We start from the raw sequence: 21474 nt of genomic DNA, 5'->3' as shown, positions 1-21474 counted from the left end.
ACCTACCTGGCAATCAATGGTTTAATACGAAATCTGCTTTGTTACATTTTCCCGGGCCTGCGATGCGCGGCATGGGAGCTGAAATTCAGGGTGCAACGTCTGGAAAAGGCGAAATATACGTTTGTTTTTTAACGCTTTTTTGTCTTTCTTTGTGCTGTAAGCGCTTCTGGTTTCAAAAGAGCTGAACCGGCGTTCTTGGATACTAAAACATCGTTTTATTTTATATTATTGCGATTTATTTCTGCGTCATTCGCTTAATGGTGGAAATGTGATCGGTGTCGAAACGCTGTTTCAATATAGTGAGGGAGGTGGCATTTTTGACTTTTCACGAAGCTTTGCCGCCGGCCATGAGGAAGAGATAACGAAGCAAAAAGGGAGCGGGAATAAGAATAGTCACGCAGCGTGGCTAACTACCAGATCTGATAGCAGGTCTACAGATGTACCAATTCGTCATTCAGATAATTCTTACATTCTTGTATGATTTGTTACACCGGAACCAGTCAGGCAGAATTTCACTGCATCCTTAAAAGAAGAACAGTTATGTCAGCGATGGATTTCAAAAAACATACGGATCTCAATTTTCCTCACTATGCTCCCCCGGCGGTCAGCGCTAAAGAAATAGATCTTCTGGGTCTGCTGGACGTCCTGCTGGCAGCAAAAAAACGCATCATCACCATTGTCTTTGCATTTGCACTGGTCGGCCTGGCAATCGCTTTTCTGATACCGCAAAAATGGACCAGTAAAGCGGTCATTACGCCCGCGGAACAGACGCAGTGGAGTTCGCTACGCCAGATGATGGTGGCGCTCCAGGTGCTTGATGTCGACGTGAAAATTACCCGTGCGGATGTGTTTAATCTGTTTGTTAAAAAGTTTCAGTCCCAGTCTCTGCTTGAAGAGTACATGAAGAGCTCACCTTACGTGATGGCTCAGCTCGATGGCGCTCAGGTTGACCCGCTGGAGCTGCACCGCGCGGTGGTCAATATTGCCGAAAAGATGAAAGCCGTTGATAACACGCAGGAAAAAAATGCCGATAAAGCACCGTACCTCTCCTGGACGTTAAGCTTCACTGCCCCAACGGCAGAGGACGCGCAGAAAGTGTTGAAGGGTTACATTCAGTACATCTCCCGCATCGTCGAGCAGGAGACCATGCAAAACATTCGCGATCAGCTTATCCTGAGAACCAAAACGGTTCAGCAGCAGCTGGAGCTGGATCGGGTCCGTCTGACAAATATCCATAATACCAACCTGCAACGCCTGAACTACTCGCTGGAAGTGGCGAACGCGGCAGGGATCAAAAAGCCGGTCTACAGCAATGGACAGGCGGTGAAAGACGATCCGGATTATTCCGTCGCCCTCGGTGCGGACGGGATTGCGCAGAAATTGCAGATTGAAAAAAATCTGAAGGACGTTTCTGAGCTGAACGCCGATTTCCAGAACCGCGAATACTATCTGGCACAGCTGCAAAAACTTTCCTTCGAAGATGTGAGCCTGGAGCCGTTCAAATACCAGCTTTCACCTTCTATGCCGGTGAAAAAAGATGGCCCGGGCAAAGCCCTGATCGTACTGCTGGCGTGTATTCTGGGTGGACTGTTCGCCTGTGGCAGCGTGCTGCTGCGCGAGGCAATGAGCACCCGCAACCCGCTGCCGGAACAACTTCCTGAGCCGGTTACGGAATAACATCAAAAAAGGCGCTCAACTGAGCGCCTTTTTTTATTTCAGGAAATCTTCGCGAACCGGCGTAAAGGTATCCAGCAGGGTGCCGGGTTTCAGGCAAACGCAGCCGTGCATCACGTGCGGCGCTTTATAGAGGGTGTCGCCCGCCATCACCACATGCTTCTCCTCGCCAATGGTGAACTCAAATTCCCCCGAGAGAACGTAGGTGAGCTGCTCATGCGGATGGTTATGCATCGGGCCAATCGCGCCTTGCTCGAAATTCACTTCCACCGCCATCATCCTGCCGTCGTGCGCCAGAATACGACGCGTCACGCCGTTGCCCAGATCCTCAAGCGTGGTCTCTTTATGGAAAATAAACATATTTTCGCCCTGTTATGTAATGAAACATTGTTTCATTTAACTTATCGCACCCGCGGCGAAAAGGAAACGTTTAGCCAAATAACTGGAAAGGCGATCACAAGTTTGCTTCACTGGGTGAAACGCACAGGAGGAAAGATGAAAACGATCGGTCTGTTAGGGGGCATGAGCTGGGAATCAACGATCCCGTACTACCGCCTGATTAATGAAGGTGTCAAACAGCGTCTGGGCGGTCTGCATTCGGCCAGCCTGCTGCTGCACAGCGTGGATTTCCATGAAATAGAAGCCTGCCAGTCGAGCGGGGAGTGGGACAAAGCCGGGCAGATGCTGGCGGACGCCGCGCTCGGGCTGGAGCGTGCGGGCGCGCAGGGTATTCTGCTGTGTACCAACACCATGCATAAGGTGGCGTCGCACATTGAAGACCGCTGTTCGCTGCCGTTCTTACATATCGCGGATGCCACCGGGCGTGCCATACGTGCCGCCGGCATGACGCGCGTGGCGCTGCTGGGGACGCGCTACACCATGGAGCAGGATTTTTACTGCGGGCGGCTGAACAGCCAGTTCGGGATTGAAAGCCTGATCCCTGAAGAGGCTGACCGGGCGCGCATTAACCAGATTATTTTTGATGAGCTGTGTCTGGGCACCTTCAGCGAAACGTCGCGCGCATGGTACGTCAGCGTGATTGAGAAACTGGCGCAGCAGGGGGCGGAAGGGGTTATCTTCGGCTGTACCGAAATTGGCCTGCTGGTGCCGGCAGACCAAAGCCCGATAACGGTCTTCGATACCGCCGCCATCCATGCCGCGGATGCGGTGGAGTTCATGCTGTCATAGTGGTTTTTGCAGGTCAGGTAAGCGAAGCGCCACCTGACGCGCGTGCGCAATCAGGTGTTCACTAAACGCATCAACCAGCGCTGAGGCGGGCCGGTGCAGCGGGCGGATCAGGCTCACGGTAAAGGGAACGGAAACGCTAAAACGGCGCAGAACCACGCCGCTGCTGGCGTAGTCCATGGCCGTGAGCGGGTTCACCACCGAAATACCCACGCCCGCGCGTACCATCGCGCAAATAGACGCCGCACTGTGCGTTTCCATCACCATCCGCCGCTTCACCTGATGTTCGGCAAACAGACCATCCAGAAGCTGCCGGTAGCTGTCGGTCTGCGACAGGCTGATATAGTTCTCACCGTGAAAATCCGCCGGCGTCAGCTCCGCTTTGTGGGCAAGCGGGTGGCTGGCAGGTAGCACGCAGACCTCATCCAGCGACAGCAGCTCCGTGCGTTCCGTTCCCGCTGGCGTGACGAGGGTTTCGGTCAGACCCAGATCGTGGCGCTGGGCCGAAAGCCACTCCTCCAGCAGCGGCGACTCCTGCGGCACGATGGTCAGGCTGACCTCCGGATAGCGGGCCAGAAACGGCTGTAACAGTACCGGCAGGAATGACTGGGAAAAGACCGGCAGGCAGACGATGGACAGCTCGCCCTGGCGGAACTCCCTCAGGCTCTCTGCCGCGCTCACGATCCTGTCCAGCCCGTACCAGGAGCGCTGAACCTCCTCAAACAGACGTAAACCCTGCACCGTTGGATGCAGCCTGCCGCGGGTGCGTTCAAACAGCTTCAGCCCCAGCACTTTCTCAAAACGCGCCAGCTCGCGGCTGACCGTCGGCTGCGAGGTGTGCAGCATGTGCGCGGCTTCAGTGAGATTGCCGGTGGTCATTACCGCATGAAAAATCTCGATATGGCGTAGGTTAACGGCGGGCATAGGGCACCTGATGGCTGAGCGTAGTCCATATCATTTTTGCATAGACTCAAGATAAAACGATATTTTTTATTCTCTTCAGGCTATGTCGTAATGATAAAAAACAGATTTCCGGAGACGACCATGCCACGCCCACTCAACCAGACTGAGACCGATTTAAACGCCGATAACCTGCTGCGCCTGCCTGCCGAATTCGGCTGTCCGGTGTGGGTCTACGATGCACAGATTGTCCGCGAGAAGATCGCCGCGCTGCATCAGTTTGACGTGGTGCGTTTTGCGCAGAAGGCCTGCTCCAATATTCATATTCTGCGCCTGATGCGCGAGCAGGGCGTGAAGGTTGACTCCGTATCGCTGGGTGAGATCGAACGTGCACTGGCGGCCGGGTTTGATCCGAAAGCCGACAGCGACGCGATCGTCTTTACCGCTGACCTGATAGACGACGCCACGCTGGCGCGCGTGCATGAGCTGCAAATCCCGGTCAATGCCGGTTCGGTGGATATGCTGGAACAGCTTGGGCAGGTCTCTCCTGGCCATCGCGTCTGGCTGCGCATCAACCCGGGCTTTGGACACGGCCACAGTCAGAAAACCAACACCGGGGGCGAAAACAGCAAGCACGGGATCTGGTATGCCGATATGCCTGCGGCGCTGGAGGTTTTACAACGCTACAACCTCAAGCTGGTGGGCATTCACATGCATATCGGGTCCGGCGTCGATTACGGCCATCTTGAGCAGGTCTGTGGCGCCATGGTGCGTCAGGTTATCGATTTTGGTCAGGATCTGGAGGCGATCTCCGCCGGGGGAGGGCTTTCGATTCCTTACCGCGAAGGGGAAGAGGCGATCGACACGGATCACTATTACGGCCTGTGGAGCGCCGCGCGTGACAGCATCGCCGCCCATCTGGGTCATGCGGTGAAGCTGGAGATTGAGCCGGGTCGTTTCCTGGTCGCCGAAGCTGGCGTGCTGGTGGCGCAGGTGCGGAGCGTGAAGGAGATGGGAAGCCGTCACTTTGTGCTGATTGATGCTGGCTTCAACGATCTGATGCGCCCGTCCATGTACGGCAGCTATCATCACATCACCGCACTTGCCGCCGATGGCCGCGATCTGGTTAACGCCCCGCGCATCGAGACCGTTGTTGCCGGCCCGCTGTGTGAATCCGGTGACGTCTTTACTCAGCAGGAAGGCGGGAAAGTCGAAACCCGTTCGCTGCCAGAGGTAAAACCGGGAGATTATCTGGTGCTGCATGATACCGGTGCGTACGGGGCGTCTATGTCTTCCAACTACAATAGCCGCCCGCTGCTGCCGGAAGTATTGTTTGATAACGGCGTGGCGCGGCTGATTCGCCGTCGCCAGACCATTCAGGAGCTGCTGGCGTTAGAGCTGGTCTGATTAAACCAGGGCCCTGTTGTCACCGAATCGCGTAACACCAGGGTGCCGGTGAACGGCGGGATCGCTTCAACCGGCTGGTTTTTTGCCAGCCGGATCGCCTGGTCGATCGCCGTGACGATCATGTTGTCGATCGGCAGATACACCGACGACAGGGCAGGCTCCAGCCACTTTGCGCTGGGGGCATCGTCAAAACCAAACAGCGAAATATCCTGCGGGATCTTCAGCCCGGCCTGGTGTAATGCTTTGGAGGCGCCCAGGGCCATATCATCGTTACAGGCAAACAGGGCGCTGAACGATGTCTTTTCCGCAATCAGCTCCTTGCACAGCTCGTAACCCCGCGTCATGCCTGCATCGCCGTATTTAATCCGCCGCTCGTCGAGACGAATACCGTGCTTCTCCAGCGCCTTACGGTAGCCCATCAGTCGCGCTTTACCCGTTGGCGTGTGGATCGGGACGGTGATACAGGCGATCTCCCGGTGGCCCTGGCTTATCAGGTAATCCACCGCTTTGAAGGCTGCGTCCTGCTGTTCAAAGAAGACGCAGCGATCCGCCGCCTGGCTCACTTCACGGTTAATGATCACCAGCGGCGTCTGCACGCTGTTGATCAGCTTCAGGATCGTCTTTTCGCTCATGTAACGCGTATACAGCACGATGGCGTCGCACTTGCGATCGGCGAGCATCTGGACCGCCTGTTCTTCCTGCTCAGGGGCGTCGTGACCGTCGGTAACAATCAGCTGTTTTCCGTGCTTTTCGGTCTGCCGTGACGCCTGCTGTAGCAAACGACCAAAGTAAAAACCGTCGAACGTCGAGACGACCAGACCAATGCTGTTGCTGGTCTGGTTAGCCAGCGAACGCGCGAGAAAGTTCGGACGATAGCCCAGCTCCTCCATCGCGCGAAATACCTGCTGACGCGTGCTCTCTTTAACCTGACCTGTGCCGTTCAGCACGCGCGAAACGGTGGCCTTCGACACGCCCGCACGCAGTGAGACATCCAGCATTGTTGCCATTCGAAATTCCTGTTTCCACGTAATGGTTTGCAGTTTAACACAGACCATCCGGCGCATAAGCGACGTGGGAAGGGCAAAACCCCATAACGATCACGCTTTTCGGTAACGATCCTCGCCCGCGGGATAAATGCCTGTCATTGGCATGCCAAAATGGTGATAAATCGCAATCTGGAATACCTCTTACCTCATTGAGAGCTTAATCACAGAACAAAGCGCCTGTGGACGCTATTTTTGGCATACCAATAGTATCCGGCTGTCCATCTTATTCAATAAAAGCCCTTTTACTGAGGTATTACCCTATGGCATTTCAGGAAAAACTGATCGACGCTCTGGGCAGTTTTGCCACCACCTTCAACAGCTATCGCTATATCCAGGCGATCAAGTCTGCGTTTATTACCTTAATGCCGGTCATCATTGTGGGGGCGTTCTCGGTACTGATCTCCAATATGGTGCTGGATCCGAAAAACGGCCTGGCGAGCTTTCAGTCGCTGTCGTTTCTGGCGGCGTTAAAGCCGATCACCAGCGCGCTGAACTATGCCACGCTCAACTTTCTCAACATCGGCGCGGTGTTTTTAATCGGCATTGAGCTGGGGCGTATTAACGGCATTAAGTCCCTGTTCCCCGGCCTGCTGGCGGTGATCTGCTTTATCTGCGTGACGCCGACCACGGTGGAAATGCTGGTGGACGGCGAGATGCACGTGGTGAAAGACGTGCTGCTGCGCCAGTTCTCGGATACCCGCAGCCTGTTCCTCGGCATGTTTATCGCCATCCTGTCAGTGGAGATTTACTGCTGGCTGGAAAACCGCAAGGGGCTGAAAATCAGGATGCCAGACACGGTGCCGCCGAACGTCGCCGCGTCGTTCTCTGCGCTGATCCCGGCCATTATCACCACCACCGCCATCGCCACCTTTGGCTTCGTGTTTCATCGGGTTACCGGAATGTATCTCTACGACGCGGTTTACCAGGTGGTGCAACAGCCGCTGGAGCGCGTGGTGCAAAGCCTGCCGGGGATCCTGCTGCTGATGTTTGTCGCCCAGCTGTTCTGGGTGATTGGTATTCACGGCAACCAGATGATCAAGCCGATCCGCGAGCCGCTGCTGCTGGGGGCGATCACTGTCAACATGAGCGCGTTCGAGCAGGGCAAAGAGGTGCCAAACATCATCACCATGCCGTTCTGGGACGTCTATATGAGCATCGGCGGCTCCGGCCTGACCATCGGCCTGCTGATAGCCGTCATGATTGCCACCAAACGTAAAGAGATGAAGGAGATCGCTAAGCTCTCCATCGGCCCGGGTATTTTTAACATCAACGAGCCGGTGATCTTCGGGATGCCAGTCATGCTCAACCCGATCCTGGCTATCCCGTTCATCATCACGCCGCTGGTGACGGGCTCGATTGGCTACTTTGCCACCGTGACCGGATTTGCCGGGAAAGCCGTGGTGATGGTGCCCTGGACCACGCCGCCGCTGATCAACGCCTGGCTGTCAACCGCGGGCTCCATGGGGGCGGTGATCACCCAGTTTATCTGCATCGTGACCGCGGTGATTATCTATCTGCCGTTTGTGAAAATTGCCTCACGCCGCGCAGATCAGGCCGCACTGCAACAAGCCACCGATAACGCATGAGGACAGGATGAGCATAAAACAGATAACCATACCGCCAGATTTTATGCTGGGCGCGGCGGCATCGGCCTGGCAGACCGAGGGCTGGAGCGGCAAAAAGTCGGGGCAGGATTCGTGGATCGATCTCTGGTACAAGAACGATCGTCACGTCTGGCACAACGGCTACGGCCCGGCGGTGGCAACCGACTTTATCAATCGCTTTCGCGAAGACGTGGCGCTGATGAAGCAGGCGGGACTGACCCACTATCGCACCTCGATCAACTGGTCGCGCTTTTTGACCGACTATGAAAACGCCACCGTAGATGAAGAGTACGCCGCTTATTACGACGCGCTGTTCGATGAAATGCACCGTCAGGGCATTGAGCCGATGATCTGCCTGGAACACTACGAATTGCCGGGCGTGCTGCTGGAGACCTACGGCGGCTGGGCGTCGAAGCACGTCGTCGAGCTGTTCGTTCGCTATGCGGAAAAGGTGTTTGAGCGCTTTCACGGCAAAGTCACCCGCTGGTTTACCTTCAACGAGCCGATTGTGGTCCAGACGCGCGTCTACCTTGACGCACTGCGCTGGCCCTATGAGCAGAACACCAGCACCTGGATGCAGTGGAACCACCATAAGGTGCTGGCGACGGCGAAAGTGGTGAAGCTGTTTCGCGAGAAAGGGTATGACGGCACGGTGGGTTGTATTCTCAACCCGGAGGTGACCTACCCGCGCTCGCGCGCGCCGCATGACGTGCGGGCGGCAGAGATGTACGATCTGTTCTATAACCGCGTCTTTCTTGACCCGCTGGTGCACGGGCGCTATCCGCAGGCGCTTTTTACCCTGCTGGCGCAGCATCAGGTGCAGTGGGATTACACGGCTGACGAGCTGGCGCTGATTGCCGACAACACCGTCGACGAGCTGGGCATTAACCTCTATTACCCGCATCGCGTCAAAGCCCCGTCCCGCGCCTGGCACCCGGAGACGCCGTTCCACCCGGCGTACTACTACGAGCCGTTCGAGCTGCCGGGGCGGAGGATGAACACCTCCCGCGGCTGGGAGATCTTCCCGCGCATTATTTACGACATGGCGATGCGGATTAAAAACGACTATCGCAACATTGACTGGTTTGTAGCGGAAAGCGGGATGGGCGTGGAGAACGAAGCGCAGTTTCGCAATCGCGACGGCATTATCGATGACGCATACCGCATTGCGTTTCTCAGCGAACATCTTTATTACACGCTGCTGGCGCGGGAGGCGGGGGCTAACTGCCACGGCTATATGCTGTGGGCCTTCACCGACAACGTCTCCCCGACGAACGCGTTTAAAAACCGCTACGGGCTTATTGAGATCGACCTTGAAAACCATCGCGCACGGCGGGCAAAGAAATCGGCATCCTGGTTTCGCCAGCTGCGCGATGAGCGTGTGCTGACGCTCAGGGTTGACGATGAATGGAAGTAAGCCTTCTGGTAAAATAGCGCACAAACTGGCCGGGAGGACGTCCGGCCCGCGCATTAACTGATAAACACAGGTGAAAACGTGGATAAGGCTGTCATCCTGCCGGAAAAAAAACAGTACCAGGAGATTGGCGAGGATTTACGGGCGCAGATTATCCAGGGGCATTATCCCGTGGGATCGCGTCTGCCGCCGGAGCGCAACATTGCCGAGACGTATGGCGTGAGCCGCACTATCGTGCGCGAGGCGCTGCTGATGCTTGAGCTACAGGGGACGGTGGATATTCGCCAGGGGTCTGGCGTGTACGTGATGCGCATTCCGGAGGAGCATGAAAATGAGGAAGAGCGTTTTCTGAACAGTGACGTGGGTCCGTTTGAAATTCTCCAGGCGCGTCAGCTGCTTGAAAGCAACATTGCCGCCTTTGCCGCAAAAATGGCGACGCGGGCGGATATCGACAACCTGCGCCGCATCATCGAGCAGGAGCAACGGGCTATTGCCGCCGACGATCGCAGCCAGGACAACAACAAAATGTTCCACCTGGTGCTGGCGGGAGCCACACAAAACCAGATGCTGCTGGCGACCGTTGAAAGCGTCTGGCATCACATGGACAGCAGCCCGCTGTGGCAGCAGTTTAATGGCCACATCGCCAGCCGCGCATGGCGGCTGAAATGGCTCGGCGACAGGCAAACCATTCTCGCTGCGCTCCGCCGCCGCGACGTGATGGGGGCGTGGCAGGCGATGTTCCAGCATCTTGAAAACGTCAAAAAGAGCCTGCTTGAGCTGTCAGACGAAGACGCGCCCGATTTTGACGGCTATCTCTTTGAATCGGTCCCCCTTTTCCAGGGGAAGCTGGTGTGAATATACTGCCGCTTCACGCTGCGCCGCAGTTTACACAGCGGGTGATCGACTGGATCTGGAACGCGTTTGGTGAAGGTATGCCGCGTGCCTTTTTCCAGAGCATTGTTGAGCACAGCCTGACGCCGGGCAAGTTACCGCTCACCTTTATTGCCGTTGAGGATGACCAGCTGCTGGGTACCGTTGGGTTGTGGCGTTGCGATTTAATTTCCCGGCAGGATCTCTACCCCTGGCTGGCTGCGCTGTATGTCGATGAAGCCGCCCGGGGAAACGGGCTGGCGGGAAAACTTCAGCAGCATGTTATCGGCTACGCGCGACGCGCCGGGTATCACGAGCTTCATCTCTGGTCTGCCTGCCGCGACTTCTACGAACGTTACGGCTGGCACTACATTGGCGATGCGCTGGAATACCCGGATAAAACCGTCCATCTCTATCGCTGTTCGCTCACGGCTTCCGCGGGCGATACCACCGAGTGACGGCGCACTAAGGTTGGGCTGAACAGGTGGGTAATTTCCGGTGGCGGGCGATGCTCGGCCAGCGCTAACGCCAGTTCTGCCGCCTGCGTTGCCATGGTCACAATCGGGTAGCGCACGGTGGTCAGGCGAGGGCGCACGTAGCGCGACACCAGCACATCATCAAAGCCAATCAGCGAAATTTCTGCCGGGACGTCAATCCCGTTATCATTCAGCACGCCCATTGCGCCGGCGGCCATGGAGTCGTTATAGCTGGCCACGGCGGTGAAATTCCGCCCGCGGCCCAGCAGCTCCGTCATCGCCTGCTCGCCGCCACTCTCATCCGGTTCTCCGTACGCCACAAGACGATCGTTGCACGGCAGACCGGCTTCGCGCAGCGCGTCGTAATAGCCCTGAAGGCGATCTTCCGCATCGGAAATTGGGTGGTTGGAGCACAGATAACCAATTCGGGTATGGCCCTGCTGGATCAGATGACGGGTTGCGAGCCATGCGCCGTAACGGTCGTCGAGCGCCACGCAGCGGGTTTCAAAACCGGGAATAATACGGTTGATAATCACCATCCCCGGCATCTGTTTCATCAGATGGATCAGCTCGGCGTCGGGGATCATTTTTGCATGGACCACCAGCGCCGCACAGCGATGACGGATCAGCTGCTCAATGGCCTGGCGCTCTTTCTGTTCATTGTGGTAGCCATTACCAATCAGCAGGAAATTTCCGGTGTGATAAGAGACTTGTTCTACGGCTTTGACCATCGCACCGAAAAACGGATCGGATACATCTCCGACCACCAGCCCGATGGTTTCTGTCGACTGCTGGGCAAGGGCGCGCGCGTTGGCGTTAGGGTGATAATTCAGGTTTTCCATGGCGTCCTGCACGGCCTGGCGCGATGCATCACTCGCTTTAGGGGAGTTGTTGATCACGCGGGAGACGGTCGCGACGGAAACACCGGCCAGACGAGCCACATCCTTAATTGTCGCCATTCAATACCTTCTTATTGGGGTAAGCGTTTACACACTAACTAGTGTTGCGGAAAAGCGGCGCGCATTCAAGGGGAGCGGGTAAGCGTCCTCTGCAAACGTGAAGCAGAACATCCCTCGCGGTGTAATCGTTACACGGCCAGTCATGTCTGAATAATGTCAATCTGAACCTTTAGTTACACTTTGCCTCAGGCTGTTGCGATTGTCCGTTAGCAACGATGCGTAGTGAATTGCTAGAGTCGAGATCCCAGAGGTATTGATAGGTGGAATCAACTTCGGTTGATTAACACGATTTACACCAACCTGCGTTTTACGCAGGTTTTTTTTTGCCTGTAAGTTCAACCTGTAACAGCAAAAGAGAATATTCACACCTGGTTGCACTTCGGCTCATTCCCTTGCGTTTTCCCGCTGGCGAAGCCTGTCGCCGGAGGCCACAATCAAGATCCCAGAGGTATTGATTGGTGAGAATTCCTGGTACGTTTTCGTACTCTTCTCTTGCACCAACCTGCGCGGATGCGCAGGTTTTTTTTCGCCTCTGTTTTTGCTATCGCTCCCTCACTACTTCTCGTGTAATCTGCCACCATTTATACCTTTCACACTGGCTGGCAAAGGGAGTTGAAATGCTTTTTGGGTTCTTCCGCACACTGTTTCGTGTCCTGTTTCGCATCCGCGTGACTGGCGATACGCAGGCACTCTATGGCGAGCGTGTGCTTATCACACCGAATCACGTCTCTTTTCTTGATGGCGTATTGCTGGCGCTGTTTTTGCCCGTGCGGCCCGTCTTCGCGGTTTACAGCTCCATCAGTGAAAAATGGTACATGCGCTGGCTCAAACCGCTGATTGATTTTGTCCCGCTCGACCCAACCAAACCGATGATGATTAAACATCTGGTGCGTCTGATTGGGCAGGGGCGCCCGGTGGTTATCTTCCCGGAAGGGCGTATTTCAGTGACGGGCTCCCTGATGAAAATTTACGACGGGGCCGGTTTTGTCGCGGCGAAGTCTCAGGCCACCGTCGTGCCGCTACGCATCGACGGGGCTGAGCTGACCTTTTTCAGCCGTCTGAAAGGGCTGGTGAAGCAGCGTCTGTTCCCGAAAATTACCCTGCATATATTACCGCCGACGTCACTGCCGATGCCCGAGGCGCCGCGCGCGCGCGACCGCCGTAAAATCGCCGGGGAAATGCTGCACCAGATTATGATGGAAGCGCGCATGGCCGTTCGCCCGCGCGAAACGCTGTATGAATCGTTGCTGTCGGCCCAGTATCGCTACGGTGCGAAGAAAAACTGCATCGAAGACATCAACTTTACGCCAGATACCTACCGTAAGCTGTTGACCAAAACGCTGTTTGTCGGGCGTATTCTGGAAAAGTACAGTAAACAGGGCGAAAAGATCGGCCTGATGCTGCCAAACGCGGGTATCAGCGCGGCGGTAATCTTTGGTGCCGTGTCCCGGGGCCGCATTCCGGCGATGATGAACTACACGGCGGGCGTGAAAGGGCTCTCCAGCGCGATTACCGCAGCACAAATCAACACCATCTTTACCTCCCGCCAGTTCCTGGATAAAGGCAAGCTGTGGCACCTGCCGGAACAGCTGACGCAGGTGCGCTGGGTGTTCCTGGAAGATCTGAAAGCAGACGTCACGACCGCCGACAAGCTGTGGATTTTCGCGCACCTGCTGATGCCGCGTCTGGCGCAGGTTAAGCAGCAGCCGGAAGATGATGCCATTATCCTCTTTACCTCCGGCTCTGAAGGCAACCCGAAAGGTGTGGTTCATAGCCACAAAAGCATTCTGGCGAACGTCGAACAGATTAAAACCATTGCTGACTTTACCGCCAACGATCGCTTTATGTCAGCGCTGCCGCTGTTCCACTCATTTGGTCTGACCGTGGGTCTCTTTACGCCGCTGCTGACCGGTGCTGAGGTGTTCCTCTACCCAAGCCCGCTGCACTACCGCATTGTGCCGGAACTGGTTTATGACCGTAACTGCACGGTGCTGTTCGGGACGTCCACCTTCCTCGGTAACTACGCGCGCTTCGCCAACCCGTATGATTTCTTCCGCGTACGCTACGTGGTGGCGGGCGCGGAAAAACTCCAGGACAGCACGCGCCAGATCTGGCAGGACAAGTTTGGCCTGCGCATTCTGGAAGGCTATGGCGTGACGGAGTGCGCGCCGGTGGTCTCCATCAACGTTCCGATGGCGGCAAAACCGGGAACGGTTGGCCGCATTCTGCCGGGGCTGGATGCGCGTCTGCTGGCGGTGCCGGGTATTGAAGACGGAGGACGTCTTCAGCTGAAAGGGCCGAACGTCATGAACGGCTATCTGCGTGTGGAAAACCCGGGCGTGCTTGAGGCGCCGACGGCCGAGAACGTCAATGGCGAGGTTGAAACGGGCTGGTACGACACGGGCGATATCGTGCGCTTCGACGATCAGGGCTTCGTGCAGATCCAGGGACGTGCAAAACGCTTCGCCAAAATCGCCGGGGAAATGGTCTCTCTTGAAATGGTCGAAACGCTGGCGACCGCAGTCTCGGCGGAGAAAATGCATGCGACCGTGGTGAAAAGTGATGCCAGTAAAGGCGAGGCGCTGGTGCTCTTCACGACAGACGGTGAACTGAAGCGTGATGCGCTGCTCAGGTATGCACGCGAACACGGTATCCCCGAGCTGGCGGTCCCCCGCGATATTCGTTACCTCAAACAGTTACCGGTGCTGGGCAGCGGTAAACCCGATTTCGTGACCCTGAAGGGCATGGTTGAAGAGGCAGAACAGCAAAATGCGTGAGTCAGTGCACACTAACACTTCAATCTGGTCGAAAGGCATGATGGCGGTTATCGCCGCCCAGTTTCTTTCCGCGTTCGGCGATAACGCGTTGCTGTTTGCCACGCTGGCATTGCTGAAAGCTGAGTTTTATCCCGACTGGAGCCAGCCGATCCTACAGATGGTGTTTGTGGGTGCTTACATCGTATTTGCGCCGTTTGTCGGCCAGGTGGCGGACAGCTTCCCGAAAGGTCGGGTCATGATGTTTGCCAACAGCCTTAAGCTTCTGGGCGCGGCAAGTATCTGCTTTGGTATCAACCCGTTTGTCGGCTACACGCTGGTGGGCATTGGCGCGGCAGCCTACTCCCCGGCGAAGTACGGTATTCTGGGTGAGCTCACCACCGGTGATAAGCTGGTGAAGGCCAACGGCCTGATGGAGTCCTCCACCATTGCGGCTATTCTGCTGGGTTCGGTGGCGGGTGGCGTACTGGCAGACTGGCATGTGCTCGCCGCGCTTGGCATCTGCGCCCTGATGTACGGTGGCGCGGTGATCGCCAACCTGTTTATCCCCAAACTGGCCGTGGCGCGTCCGGGGCAATCCTGGCGCTTCGGGCCAATGACCGGCAGCTTCTTCAACGCCTGCCGCGTACTGTGGCGTAACGGTGAAACACGCTTCTCGCTGATGGGCACCAGCATGTTCTGGGGGGCCGGCGTTACGCTGCGTTTCCTGCTGGTGCTGTGGGTGCCGGTGGCGCTGGGCATTACTGACAACGCCACGCCGACTTATCTGAATGCCATGGTCGCCGTCGGGATTGTTGTCGGGGCCGGGGCTGCGGCAAAACTGGTGACGCTGGAAACCGTCGGGCGCTGCATGCCTGCGGGGATCCTGATCGGCGTCGGCGTTCTGTTCTTCTCCCTGCAACATGCCCTATTGCCTGCCTATGCCCTGCTGTTGCTGATCGGCATGTTAGGCGGTTTCTTTGTGGTGCCGCTAAACGCGCTGTTGCAGGAGCGCGGCAAGCAGACCGTTGGGGCGGGTAACGCCATTGCGGTGCAAAACCTTGGTGAAAACATGGCGATGTTACTGATGCTGGGGATTTACTCGCTGGCGGTAAAAGCAGGTGCACCGGTCGTGGCAATCGGGGTAGGATTCGGCGCGCTGTTCGCGCTGGCGATTAGCGGTCTGTGGGTCTGGCAGCGTCGTCGTTGAATTGTGCGGCCTGATGCCCTCACCCCGGCCCTCTCCCACAGGGAGAGGGTGAAAACCCTAAAAACGGCAACGTGCGTTGCCGTTTTGCTTTTATTACGGTGCCGGGTAGGTGTATACCTGATGCACCGCTTCAATCTCCGCTAATACCTCTTCACTCAGGTTCAGATGGAAACTCTCAATATTGGTTTTCAACTGATCCATCGTCGTGGCGCCGAGCAGGGTACTCGCCACAAACGGCTGGCGACGCACGAAGGCCAGCGCCATCTGCGCCGGATCGAGTCCGTGACGTTTCGCGATATCCACATAGGCCGCAACGGCTTTTTGCGTCTGCTCGCCGCTGTAGCGGGTGAAGCGGCTGAAAAGCGTGTTACGCGCGCCAGCCGGTTTCGCGCCGTTCAGGTATTTGCCCGTCAGGGTGCCGAAGCCCAGGCAAGAGTAGGCGAGCAGCTCCACCTCTTCGTACTGCGTCACCTCCGCCAGACCCACTTCATAACTGCGGTTCAGCAGGCTGTACGGGTTCTGAATGGTCACTATGCGCGGCAGATCGTGTTTATCGGCCAGATGCAGATAGCGCATCACGCCAAACGCCGTCTCGTTGGAAACGCCAATGTAGCGGATCTTACCCGCCCGCTGGCACTCCGTGAGCGCTTCCAGCGTTTCCAGCAGGGTAACTGCCGGAGCACTTTCGTTCCAGGTGTAGCCAAGCTTACCGAAGCAGTTCGTCGGACGCTGCGGCCAGTGCACCTGATAAAGATCGAGATAGTCGGTTTGCAGGCGCTTGAGGCTGGCATCCAGCGCGGCACGGATATTCTTGCGATCGAGGATCTGGTTAGGGCGGATCCCGGCATCGTTATTACGGGAAGGGCCGCTGACTTTGGAGGCGATGACCAGCTTTTCGCGATTGCCGCGTTTCGCCAGCCAGTTGCCGACATACGTTTCAGTAAGACCTTGTGTTTCCGGGCGGGGAGGAACGGGGTACATCTCCGCCACGTCAATCAGGTTAATGCCCTGGCTGACGGCGTAATCGAGTTGTGCATGGGCATCGGCTTCGCTGTTTTGTTCACCAAATGTCATGGTGCCCAACCCCAGTTGGCTGATCTCCAGAGCGCTGTGGGGGATACGGTGATAATGCATAGCCGGTTTCCTTTTTTTGACATACAGACTGCGTCAGGAACCTCCCGACAAAGGAATATAAACATGGCAGAGGGAAGGCAAAAGGGGAAGGAAAAAATCAAAAAGGCCAGCAAGCTACTGACCTTTATCTGTTTAACGCTCGATGATCTGGGAGACTTCGTCGCGATTAATCTGCATTTGATTGCCTTCGCGATCGCGGTAACTCACCAGACCGGTATCGTCGTCGACTTCGGGTTTGCCATCGGTCAGGATCATACGACCATCTTTCGTTGACATGACATAGTCGCTGCTGCAACCCGATACCGCAAACGCTAAACCGACTGCTGAGATAATTACTGCCCATTTTTTCATCGTTCTCATCCTCACCTGGCTCGTATCAAATCATAGTGTAGTAATAACCTGATATTACGACAGGTGAAAGGGGGGAAATCTTAAAAAGGAGGAGATTATGTTAGCCGGAGCGCAAAATTGGTAAAAAACTATGTTTTCAACAGGAAGTGGCGTGCCAGCAGCGCCCCGGTGAAATTCTTTTTAAGATAGAAACCGCGCGGCAGCGTCAGGATCGGTTCGCCCTGTGCGCCTACCGCTTCAGTGAGCGCTTTGCTGTTGGCGGCTTTGGGACGAAGTTGCAGCACTTCGCCATGCCGGGCGGTGATACGCTCAACCTGTCCCAGCACAATCATGTCCATCAGCTCTTCCCAGTCCTGGGAAAGCTGTCTCTCCTCTTCTTCATTCGGGATCCAGAGCAGCGGGGCGCCAACGCGACGCTCAGCCAGCGGGATCTGCCTGTCGCCCTCAACGGGTACCCACAACACCCGCTTCAGCTTATGCCTGACGTGGCTGGTTTCCCATGTCACTCCGCTGTTACCCGTGAGCGGCGCAACGCAGACAAAGGTGGTTTCCAGCGGCCGTCCCTGGCTATCGATGGGGATCGTCTTCAGTTCCACCCCCAGCGCCGCAAAATCTTGCTCGGGTTTACTGCCCGCGCTTGCGCCCAGCCAGCGTTCCAGCAACACGCCGATCCAGCCCTTATCACGCTTTAGATCGTTAGGTATCGTCAACCCCGCCATCACGGCCAGCTCGCCCAGTGAATAGCCTGCCAGGCGTTGTGCCTGCTGGAGCAACTGGGCTTCACTGACGGGAGGAGAGAGCAGTGGGGCGAGAGAATGCATGCTAACGACCTTTTGATTAAAAAATGAGCTGATATTTTATCCCTTGTGGACAGAGTTTACCTTTTTCTGTGCACCTATTCCATGTGGATGATTTATATCATCTTTTTTAGAATATAATCCGTCCCGCGGCGGCTAAAAAACAGGTTGTGCAATTCTGGTCACTGACAATAAACAGGATCTTACACCATGTTATCCACAGAAAAATGGGATAACTGGGAATAACTGCCACTACTGTTTCAATTTACAGCCTTGACGTGCGATGAAAATCGAATTTTCACACAAATTGTGCCTAACTTATTGGCACAAACTGTGGATAAAACCGACGCTGTTCGATCTTTCATCAGCAGGAGGATCTTTGATGTGATGATCGTCACGTTTATCGCCCTGGATACCCTTAATTTCAATATAATCGTATGAATTTAAATGATTTATTATAAGCGGGGTAAATTGGCGGCTCGTCGGGCTACAAGGTTGTTCATCGGTAATTCCGCACTTCTTCACAACTATATCCACAGAAAAGGTGAATAAAAATGGTCTCTGTCGCCCGCATCTGTTTATAACTCCGCACTAAATTGTGAGTTATTCAAATGTTATTAGGTTGCAGGCCTGTAAGAGAGTGGTTTACCGCCTCCCTGTAGTGTGAAACAATCATTCATATATCAGATTTAGTTTGGGGTAGTCCGGTGATTGATGACGATGGCTACCGCCCAAACGTAGGAATAGTAATTTGTAATCGTCAGGGCCAGGTGATGTGGGCCCGGCGATATGGTCAGCACTCCTGGCAGTTCCCGCAAGGCGGGATCAATCCCGGAGAGTCCCCAGAACAAGCGATGTACCGGGAGCTGTTTGAAGAGGTTGGTTTAAGCCGAAAAGATGTTCGCATCCTGGCTTCGACCCGCAACTGGTTGCGTTACAAGTTACCGAAACGTTTGGTGCGTTGGGACACAAAGCCGGTTTGTATCGGCCAGAAACAGAAGTGGTTTCTTTTGCAGTTGGTGGGCAACGATTCAGATATCAATATGCAAACCAGCAGCACGCCAGAGTTTGATGGCTGGCGCTGGGTAAGCTACTGGTATCCGGTTCGTCAGGTCGTGTCATTTAAGCGCGATGTATATCGTAGGGTGATGAAAGAGTTCGCAAGTGTCGTGATGCAGCTTCAGGAGACGCCTCCGAAGCCACAGAGCGCACCTGCCTGGCGACGTAAAAGAGGTTAAGCTACGCAAATCATGCTCACCCGCTTGCGAGAAATAGTTGAAAAGGTTGCCAGTGCGCCTCGCCTCAACGAGGCGCTGAATATTCTGGTGACGGACATCTGTCTTGCGATGGAAACCGAGGTCTGTTCGGTCTACCTGGCCGACCATGACCGACGTTGCTACTACCTGATGGCAACCCGCGGTTTAAAAAAACCACGGGGACGCACCGTCACGCTCGCGTTTGATGAAGGTATTGTTGGCCTGGTCGGGCGACTGGCGGAGCCAATCAACCTTGCCGATGCGCAAAAACACCCCAGCTTCAAATATATCCCTTCCGTCAAAGAGGAGCGGTTCCGCGCTTTCCTTGGCGTGCCGATTATTCAGCGTCGTCAACTGCTTGGCGTGCTTGTTGTCCAGCAACGAGAGTTGCGGCAGTACGACGAAAGCGAGGAGTCTTTCCTCGTCACGCTGGCAACGCAGATGGCTGCGATCCTCTCCCAGTCTCAGCTGGCAGCCCTTTTTGGGCAGTATCGTCATACCCGCATCCGCGCGCTTCCGGCCTCGCCGGGCGTCGCGATTGCCGAAGGCTGGATGGATGCCACGCTCCCGCTGATGGAGCAGGTCTATGAAGCCTCGACGCTGGATGAAGCGCTTGAGCGCGAACGGCTTACCGCTGCGCTGGAAGAGGCGGCAAATGAGTTTCGTCGCTACAGCAAACGCTTTGCCGCTGGCGCGCAAAAAGAGACGGCGGCCATTTTCGACCTCTACTCACACCTGCTTTCCGATGCGCGTTTGCGTCGTGAGTTATTTGCCGAGGTCGATAAAGGTTCGGTGGCAGAGTGGGCGGTTAAAAAGGTCATTGAAAAATTTGCCGAGCAGTTTGCGGTGCTGACTGACGGTTATCTGAAAGAGCGCGCCGGCGATTTACGCGCGCTTGGGCAACGTCTGCTGTTCCACCTTGATGATACTATTCAGGGGGCGAATGCCTGGCCGAGCCGGTTTGTGCTGGTGGCTGATGAACTCTCGGCGACGACGCTGGCGGAATTACCGCAGGACAGGCTGGCGGGCGTGGTGGTGCGCGATGGCGCAGCTAACTCCCATGCCGCCATTATGGTGCGCGCGCTCGGTATTCCGACCGTGATGGGGGCGGATATTCAGCCCTCCGTACTGCACCGCCGTACGCTGGTGGTGGACGGATACCGCGGTGAGTTGCTGGTGGATCCTGAGCCGGTTCTCCTTCAGGAGTACCAGCGTCTTATCAGCGAAGAGAATGAATTAAGCAAGCTGGCGGAAGATGACGTCAACCTGCCCGCGCAGCTCAAGAGCGGTGAGCGGGTGAAGGTGATGCTCAATGCTGGCTTAAGCCCCGAGCATGAAGAGAAGCTCGGCAGCCGCATCGATGGCATCGGCCTCTACCGCACCGAAATACCGTTTATGCTGCAAAGCGGCTTCCCGTCAGAAGAGGAACAGGTGGCGCAGTATCAGGGCATGTTGCAGATGTTTAACGACAAACCCGTCACGTTGCGCACCCTGGACGTCGGCGCGGATAAGCAACTGCCCTATATGCCTATCAGTGAAGAGAATCCCTGCCTCGGCTGGCGTGGGATCCGCATAACCCTCGATCAGCCGGAAATCTTCCTTATCCAGGTTCGTGCGATGCTGCGTGCCAACGCGGCCACGGGGAATCTCAGCATTTTGCTGCCGATGGTCACCAGTATTGACGAGATCGACGAAGCGCGGCGGTTAATAGAACGTGCAGGGCGCGAAGTGGAAGAGATGATCGGCTATGCGATCCCTAAACCCCGTATTGGCGTGATGCTTGAAGTGCCTTCGATGGTCTTTATGTTGCCGCAGCTGGCGACCCGCGTTGATTTTATCTCCGTTGGCACCAACGACTTAACGCAATACATTCTGGCGGTCGATCGCAACAATACGCGCGTTGCCAGCATCTACGACAGCCTGCATCCGGCGATGCTTCGTGCCCTGGCGATGATCGCCCGCGAAGCCGAGCAGCATAATATCGACCTGCGCCTGTGCGGTGAAATGGCCGGCGATCCGATGTGCGTGGCGATCCTGATTGGTCTCGGTTTCCGTCACCTGTCAATGAACGGACGTTCCGTTGCGCGTGTGAAATACCTGTTACGTCACATCGAACAAGATGAGGCGCGCGAACTGGCCGCGCGTAGCCTGGAAGCACAGCTGGCAGCCGAAGTGCGCCATCAGGTGGCTGCGTTTATGGAGCGACGCGGCATGGGCGGTTTGATCCGGGGCGGCCGCTGATCCCCACAAAATAATGACGGCTCCGACGACCCCCTCTCCCTTGAGGGAGAGGGATGGGGTGAGGGGGAACAGCGCGCATGAAACCCTATACACATCTTTTACATCTCAGGCGCATCCTCCACGCCTGCCTTATGCTATGATTCGCAACTTTGGAGCACCTGCCAACGGCGGGAATGCAATTCACCCGCTGTCCACTT

18 protein-coding genes are annotated in these 21474 nt (G+C 56.0%); 11 read left to right on the top strand and 7 right to left on the bottom strand.

The window, feature by feature from the left end; all coding sequences use genetic code 11:
• The first annotated feature begins 540 nt into the window (after nt 1-540).
• Nucleotides 541-1677 (top strand): LPS O-antigen length regulator Wzz(fepE), encoded by a 1137-nt coding sequence (gene wzz(fepE) / locus LOC22_RS06380; protein ID WP_126513986.1) that lies wholly within the window; start codon nt 541-543, stop codon nt 1675-1677.
• Nucleotides 1678-1710: 33 nt separating this feature from the next.
• On the opposite strand, the gene LOC22_RS06375 is transcribed toward wzz(fepE), so the two are convergent.
• Nucleotides 1711-2034, bottom strand: coding sequence for a cupin domain-containing protein (locus LOC22_RS06375; RefSeq protein ID WP_015571763.1), 324 nt, complete (start codon nt 2032-2034; stop codon nt 1711-1713).
• Nucleotides 2035-2169: 135 nt separating this feature from the next.
• Here LOC22_RS06375 and LOC22_RS06370 point away from each other — a divergent pair, with 135 nt between their 5' ends.
• Nucleotides 2170-2862 (top strand): aspartate/glutamate racemase, encoded by a 693-nt coding sequence (locus LOC22_RS06370; protein WP_032649380.1) that lies wholly within the window; start codon nt 2170-2172, stop codon nt 2860-2862.
• Here LOC22_RS06370 and LOC22_RS06365 read toward each other — a convergent pair.
• Nucleotides 2857-3783 carry a LysR family transcriptional regulator gene (locus tag LOC22_RS06365; RefSeq protein WP_017692726.1) on the bottom strand — a complete coding sequence of 309 codons (927 nt, stop codon included), beginning with the start codon at nt 3781-3783 and terminating at the stop codon, nt 2857-2859. The genes LOC22_RS06370 and LOC22_RS06365 overlap by 6 nt on opposite strands.
• 120 nt (nt 3784-3903) lie before the next feature.
• Here LOC22_RS06365 and lysA point away from each other — a divergent pair, with 120 nt between their 5' ends.
• A complete protein-coding gene (lysA, locus tag LOC22_RS06360) occupies nt 3904-5166 on the top strand; it encodes a diaminopimelate decarboxylase (protein WP_017692727.1) in 1263 nt (420 codons plus the stop codon).
• Here the strand turns inward: lysA and LOC22_RS06355 are convergent.
• Nucleotides 5136-6173 carry a LacI family DNA-binding transcriptional regulator gene (locus LOC22_RS06355; RefSeq protein ID WP_003862814.1) on the bottom strand — a complete coding sequence of 346 codons (1038 nt, stop codon included), beginning with the start codon at nt 6171-6173 and terminating at the stop codon, nt 5136-5138. The genes lysA and LOC22_RS06355 overlap by 31 nt on opposite strands.
• A gap of 299 nt (nt 6174-6472) precedes the next feature.
• Here LOC22_RS06355 and LOC22_RS06350 point away from each other — a divergent pair, with 299 nt between their 5' ends.
• From LOC22_RS06350 to LOC22_RS06335, 4 genes are all read left to right on the top strand, one after another.
• Nucleotides 6473-7798, top strand: coding sequence for a PTS sugar transporter subunit IIC (locus LOC22_RS06350; protein WP_032649375.1), 1326 nt, complete (start codon nt 6473-6475; stop codon nt 7796-7798).
• A gap of 7 nt (nt 7799-7805) precedes the next feature.
• Entirely contained in the window at nt 7806-9233 is a 1428-nt protein-coding gene (locus tag LOC22_RS06345) for a glycoside hydrolase family 1 protein (RefSeq protein ID WP_230239434.1), read from the top strand.
• A 78-nt stretch (nt 9234-9311) separates the two neighbouring features.
• Nucleotides 9312-10085 carry a GntR family transcriptional regulator gene (locus tag LOC22_RS06340; RefSeq protein WP_003862809.1) on the top strand — a complete coding sequence of 258 codons (774 nt, stop codon included), beginning with the start codon at nt 9312-9314 and terminating at the stop codon, nt 10083-10085.
• Nucleotides 10082-10558: a GNAT family N-acetyltransferase gene (locus LOC22_RS06335; protein ID WP_064489126.1), complete on the top strand. Its 477-nt coding sequence runs from the start codon at nt 10082-10084 to the stop codon at nt 10556-10558. The genes LOC22_RS06340 and LOC22_RS06335 overlap by 4 nt, the downstream gene beginning before the upstream one ends.
• On the opposite strand, the gene galR is transcribed toward LOC22_RS06335, so the two are convergent.
• Nucleotides 10513-11535 (bottom strand): HTH-type transcriptional regulator GalR, encoded by a 1023-nt coding sequence (galR, locus tag LOC22_RS06330; protein ID WP_003862806.1) that lies wholly within the window; start codon nt 11533-11535, stop codon nt 10513-10515. The genes LOC22_RS06335 and galR overlap by 46 nt on opposite strands.
• A 617-nt stretch (nt 11536-12152) precedes the next feature.
• On the opposite strand from galR, the gene aas reads away from it, so the two are divergent.
• On the top strand, nt 12153-14312 hold the full coding sequence (gene aas / locus LOC22_RS06325; RefSeq protein WP_032669292.1) for a bifunctional acyl-ACP--phospholipid O-acyltransferase/long-chain-fatty-acid--ACP ligase: 2160 nt from the start codon (nt 12153-12155) through the stop codon (nt 14310-14312).
• A complete protein-coding gene (lplT, locus tag LOC22_RS06320; protein WP_023304351.1) occupies nt 14305-15498 on the top strand; it encodes a lysophospholipid transporter LplT in 1194 nt (397 codons plus the stop codon). The genes aas and lplT overlap by 8 nt, the downstream gene beginning before the upstream one ends.
• A 93-nt stretch (nt 15499-15591) precedes the next feature.
• Here lplT and LOC22_RS06315 read toward each other — a convergent pair whose 3' ends face one another.
• From LOC22_RS06315 to mutH, 3 genes are all read right to left on the bottom strand, one after another.
• Nucleotides 15592-16632, bottom strand: coding sequence for an NADP(H)-dependent aldo-keto reductase (locus tag LOC22_RS06315; RefSeq protein WP_015571754.1), 1041 nt, complete (start codon nt 16630-16632; stop codon nt 15592-15594).
• Between the two features lie 132 nt (nt 16633-16764).
• Entirely contained in the window at nt 16765-16983 is a 219-nt protein-coding gene (locus LOC22_RS06310) for a YgdI/YgdR family lipoprotein (RefSeq protein ID WP_003862794.1), read from the bottom strand.
• A 128-nt stretch (nt 16984-17111) separates the two neighbouring features.
• Nucleotides 17112-17804 (bottom strand): DNA mismatch repair endonuclease MutH, encoded by a 693-nt coding sequence (gene mutH / locus LOC22_RS06305; RefSeq protein ID WP_230239433.1) that lies wholly within the window; start codon nt 17802-17804, stop codon nt 17112-17114.
• A 683-nt stretch (nt 17805-18487) separates the two neighbouring features.
• On the opposite strand from mutH, the gene rppH reads away from it, so the two are divergent.
• Nucleotides 18488-19018, top strand: a complete 531-nt coding sequence (rppH, locus tag LOC22_RS06300; RefSeq protein WP_003862791.1) for an RNA pyrophosphohydrolase — start codon at nt 18488-18490, stop codon at nt 19016-19018.
• 12 nt (nt 19019-19030) lie between these two features.
• Nucleotides 19031-21277, top strand: a complete 2247-nt coding sequence (gene ptsP, locus LOC22_RS06295; RefSeq protein WP_015571752.1) for a phosphoenolpyruvate--protein phosphotransferase — start codon at nt 19031-19033, stop codon at nt 21275-21277.
• The last annotated feature ends 197 nt before the right edge of the window (nt 21278-21474 follow it).

The sequence above is a fragment of the Enterobacter sp. AN-K1 genome (assembly GCF_020971765.1).
Taxonomy (GTDB): domain Bacteria; phylum Pseudomonadota; class Gammaproteobacteria; order Enterobacterales; family Enterobacteriaceae; genus Enterobacter; species Enterobacter hormaechei_C.
The sequence above is the reverse complement of the archived record's forward strand: the minus strand, read 5'-3'. Positions and strand labels throughout refer to the sequence as shown.

What these genes read in the sequence shown, in the direction of transcription:
- LOC22_RS06375 (WP_015571763.1), bottom strand. Translation starts at nt 2,034, where the DNA reads ATGTTTATTTTCCATAAAGAGACCACGCTTGAGGATCTGGGCAACGGC.
- LOC22_RS06370 (WP_032649380.1), top strand. Translation starts at nt 2,170, where the DNA reads ATGAAAACGATCGGTCTGTTAGGGGGCATGAGCTGGGAATCAACGATC.
- LOC22_RS06365 (WP_017692726.1), bottom strand. Translation starts at nt 3,783, where the DNA reads ATGCCCGCCGTTAACCTACGCCATATCGAGATTTTTCATGCGGTAATG.
- lysA (WP_017692727.1), top strand. Translation starts at nt 3,904, where the DNA reads ATGCCACGCCCACTCAACCAGACTGAGACCGATTTAAACGCCGATAAC.
- LOC22_RS06355 (WP_003862814.1), bottom strand. Translation starts at nt 6,173, where the DNA reads ATGGCAACAATGCTGGATGTCTCACTGCGTGCGGGCGTGTCGAAGGCC.
- LOC22_RS06350 (WP_032649375.1), top strand. Translation starts at nt 6,473, where the DNA reads ATGGCATTTCAGGAAAAACTGATCGACGCTCTGGGCAGTTTTGCCACC.
- LOC22_RS06345 (WP_230239434.1), top strand. Translation starts at nt 7,806, where the DNA reads ATGAGCATAAAACAGATAACCATACCGCCAGATTTTATGCTGGGCGCG.
- galR (WP_003862806.1), bottom strand. Translation starts at nt 11,535, where the DNA reads ATGGCGACAATTAAGGATGTGGCTCGTCTGGCCGGTGTTTCCGTCGCG.
- aas (WP_032669292.1), top strand. Translation starts at nt 12,153, where the DNA reads ATGCTTTTTGGGTTCTTCCGCACACTGTTTCGTGTCCTGTTTCGCATC.
- lplT (WP_023304351.1), top strand. Translation starts at nt 14,305, where the DNA reads ATGCGTGAGTCAGTGCACACTAACACTTCAATCTGGTCGAAAGGCATG.
- LOC22_RS06315 (WP_015571754.1), bottom strand. Translation starts at nt 16,632, where the DNA reads ATGCATTATCACCGTATCCCCCACAGCGCTCTGGAGATCAGCCAACTG.
- LOC22_RS06310 (WP_003862794.1), bottom strand. Translation starts at nt 16,983, where the DNA reads ATGAAAAAATGGGCAGTAATTATCTCAGCAGTCGGTTTAGCGTTTGCG.
- mutH (WP_230239433.1), bottom strand. Translation starts at nt 17,804, where the DNA reads ATGCATTCTCTCGCCCCACTGCTCTCTCCTCCCGTCAGTGAAGCCCAG.
- ptsP (WP_015571752.1), top strand. Translation starts at nt 19,031, where the DNA reads ATGCTCACCCGCTTGCGAGAAATAGTTGAAAAGGTTGCCAGTGCGCCT.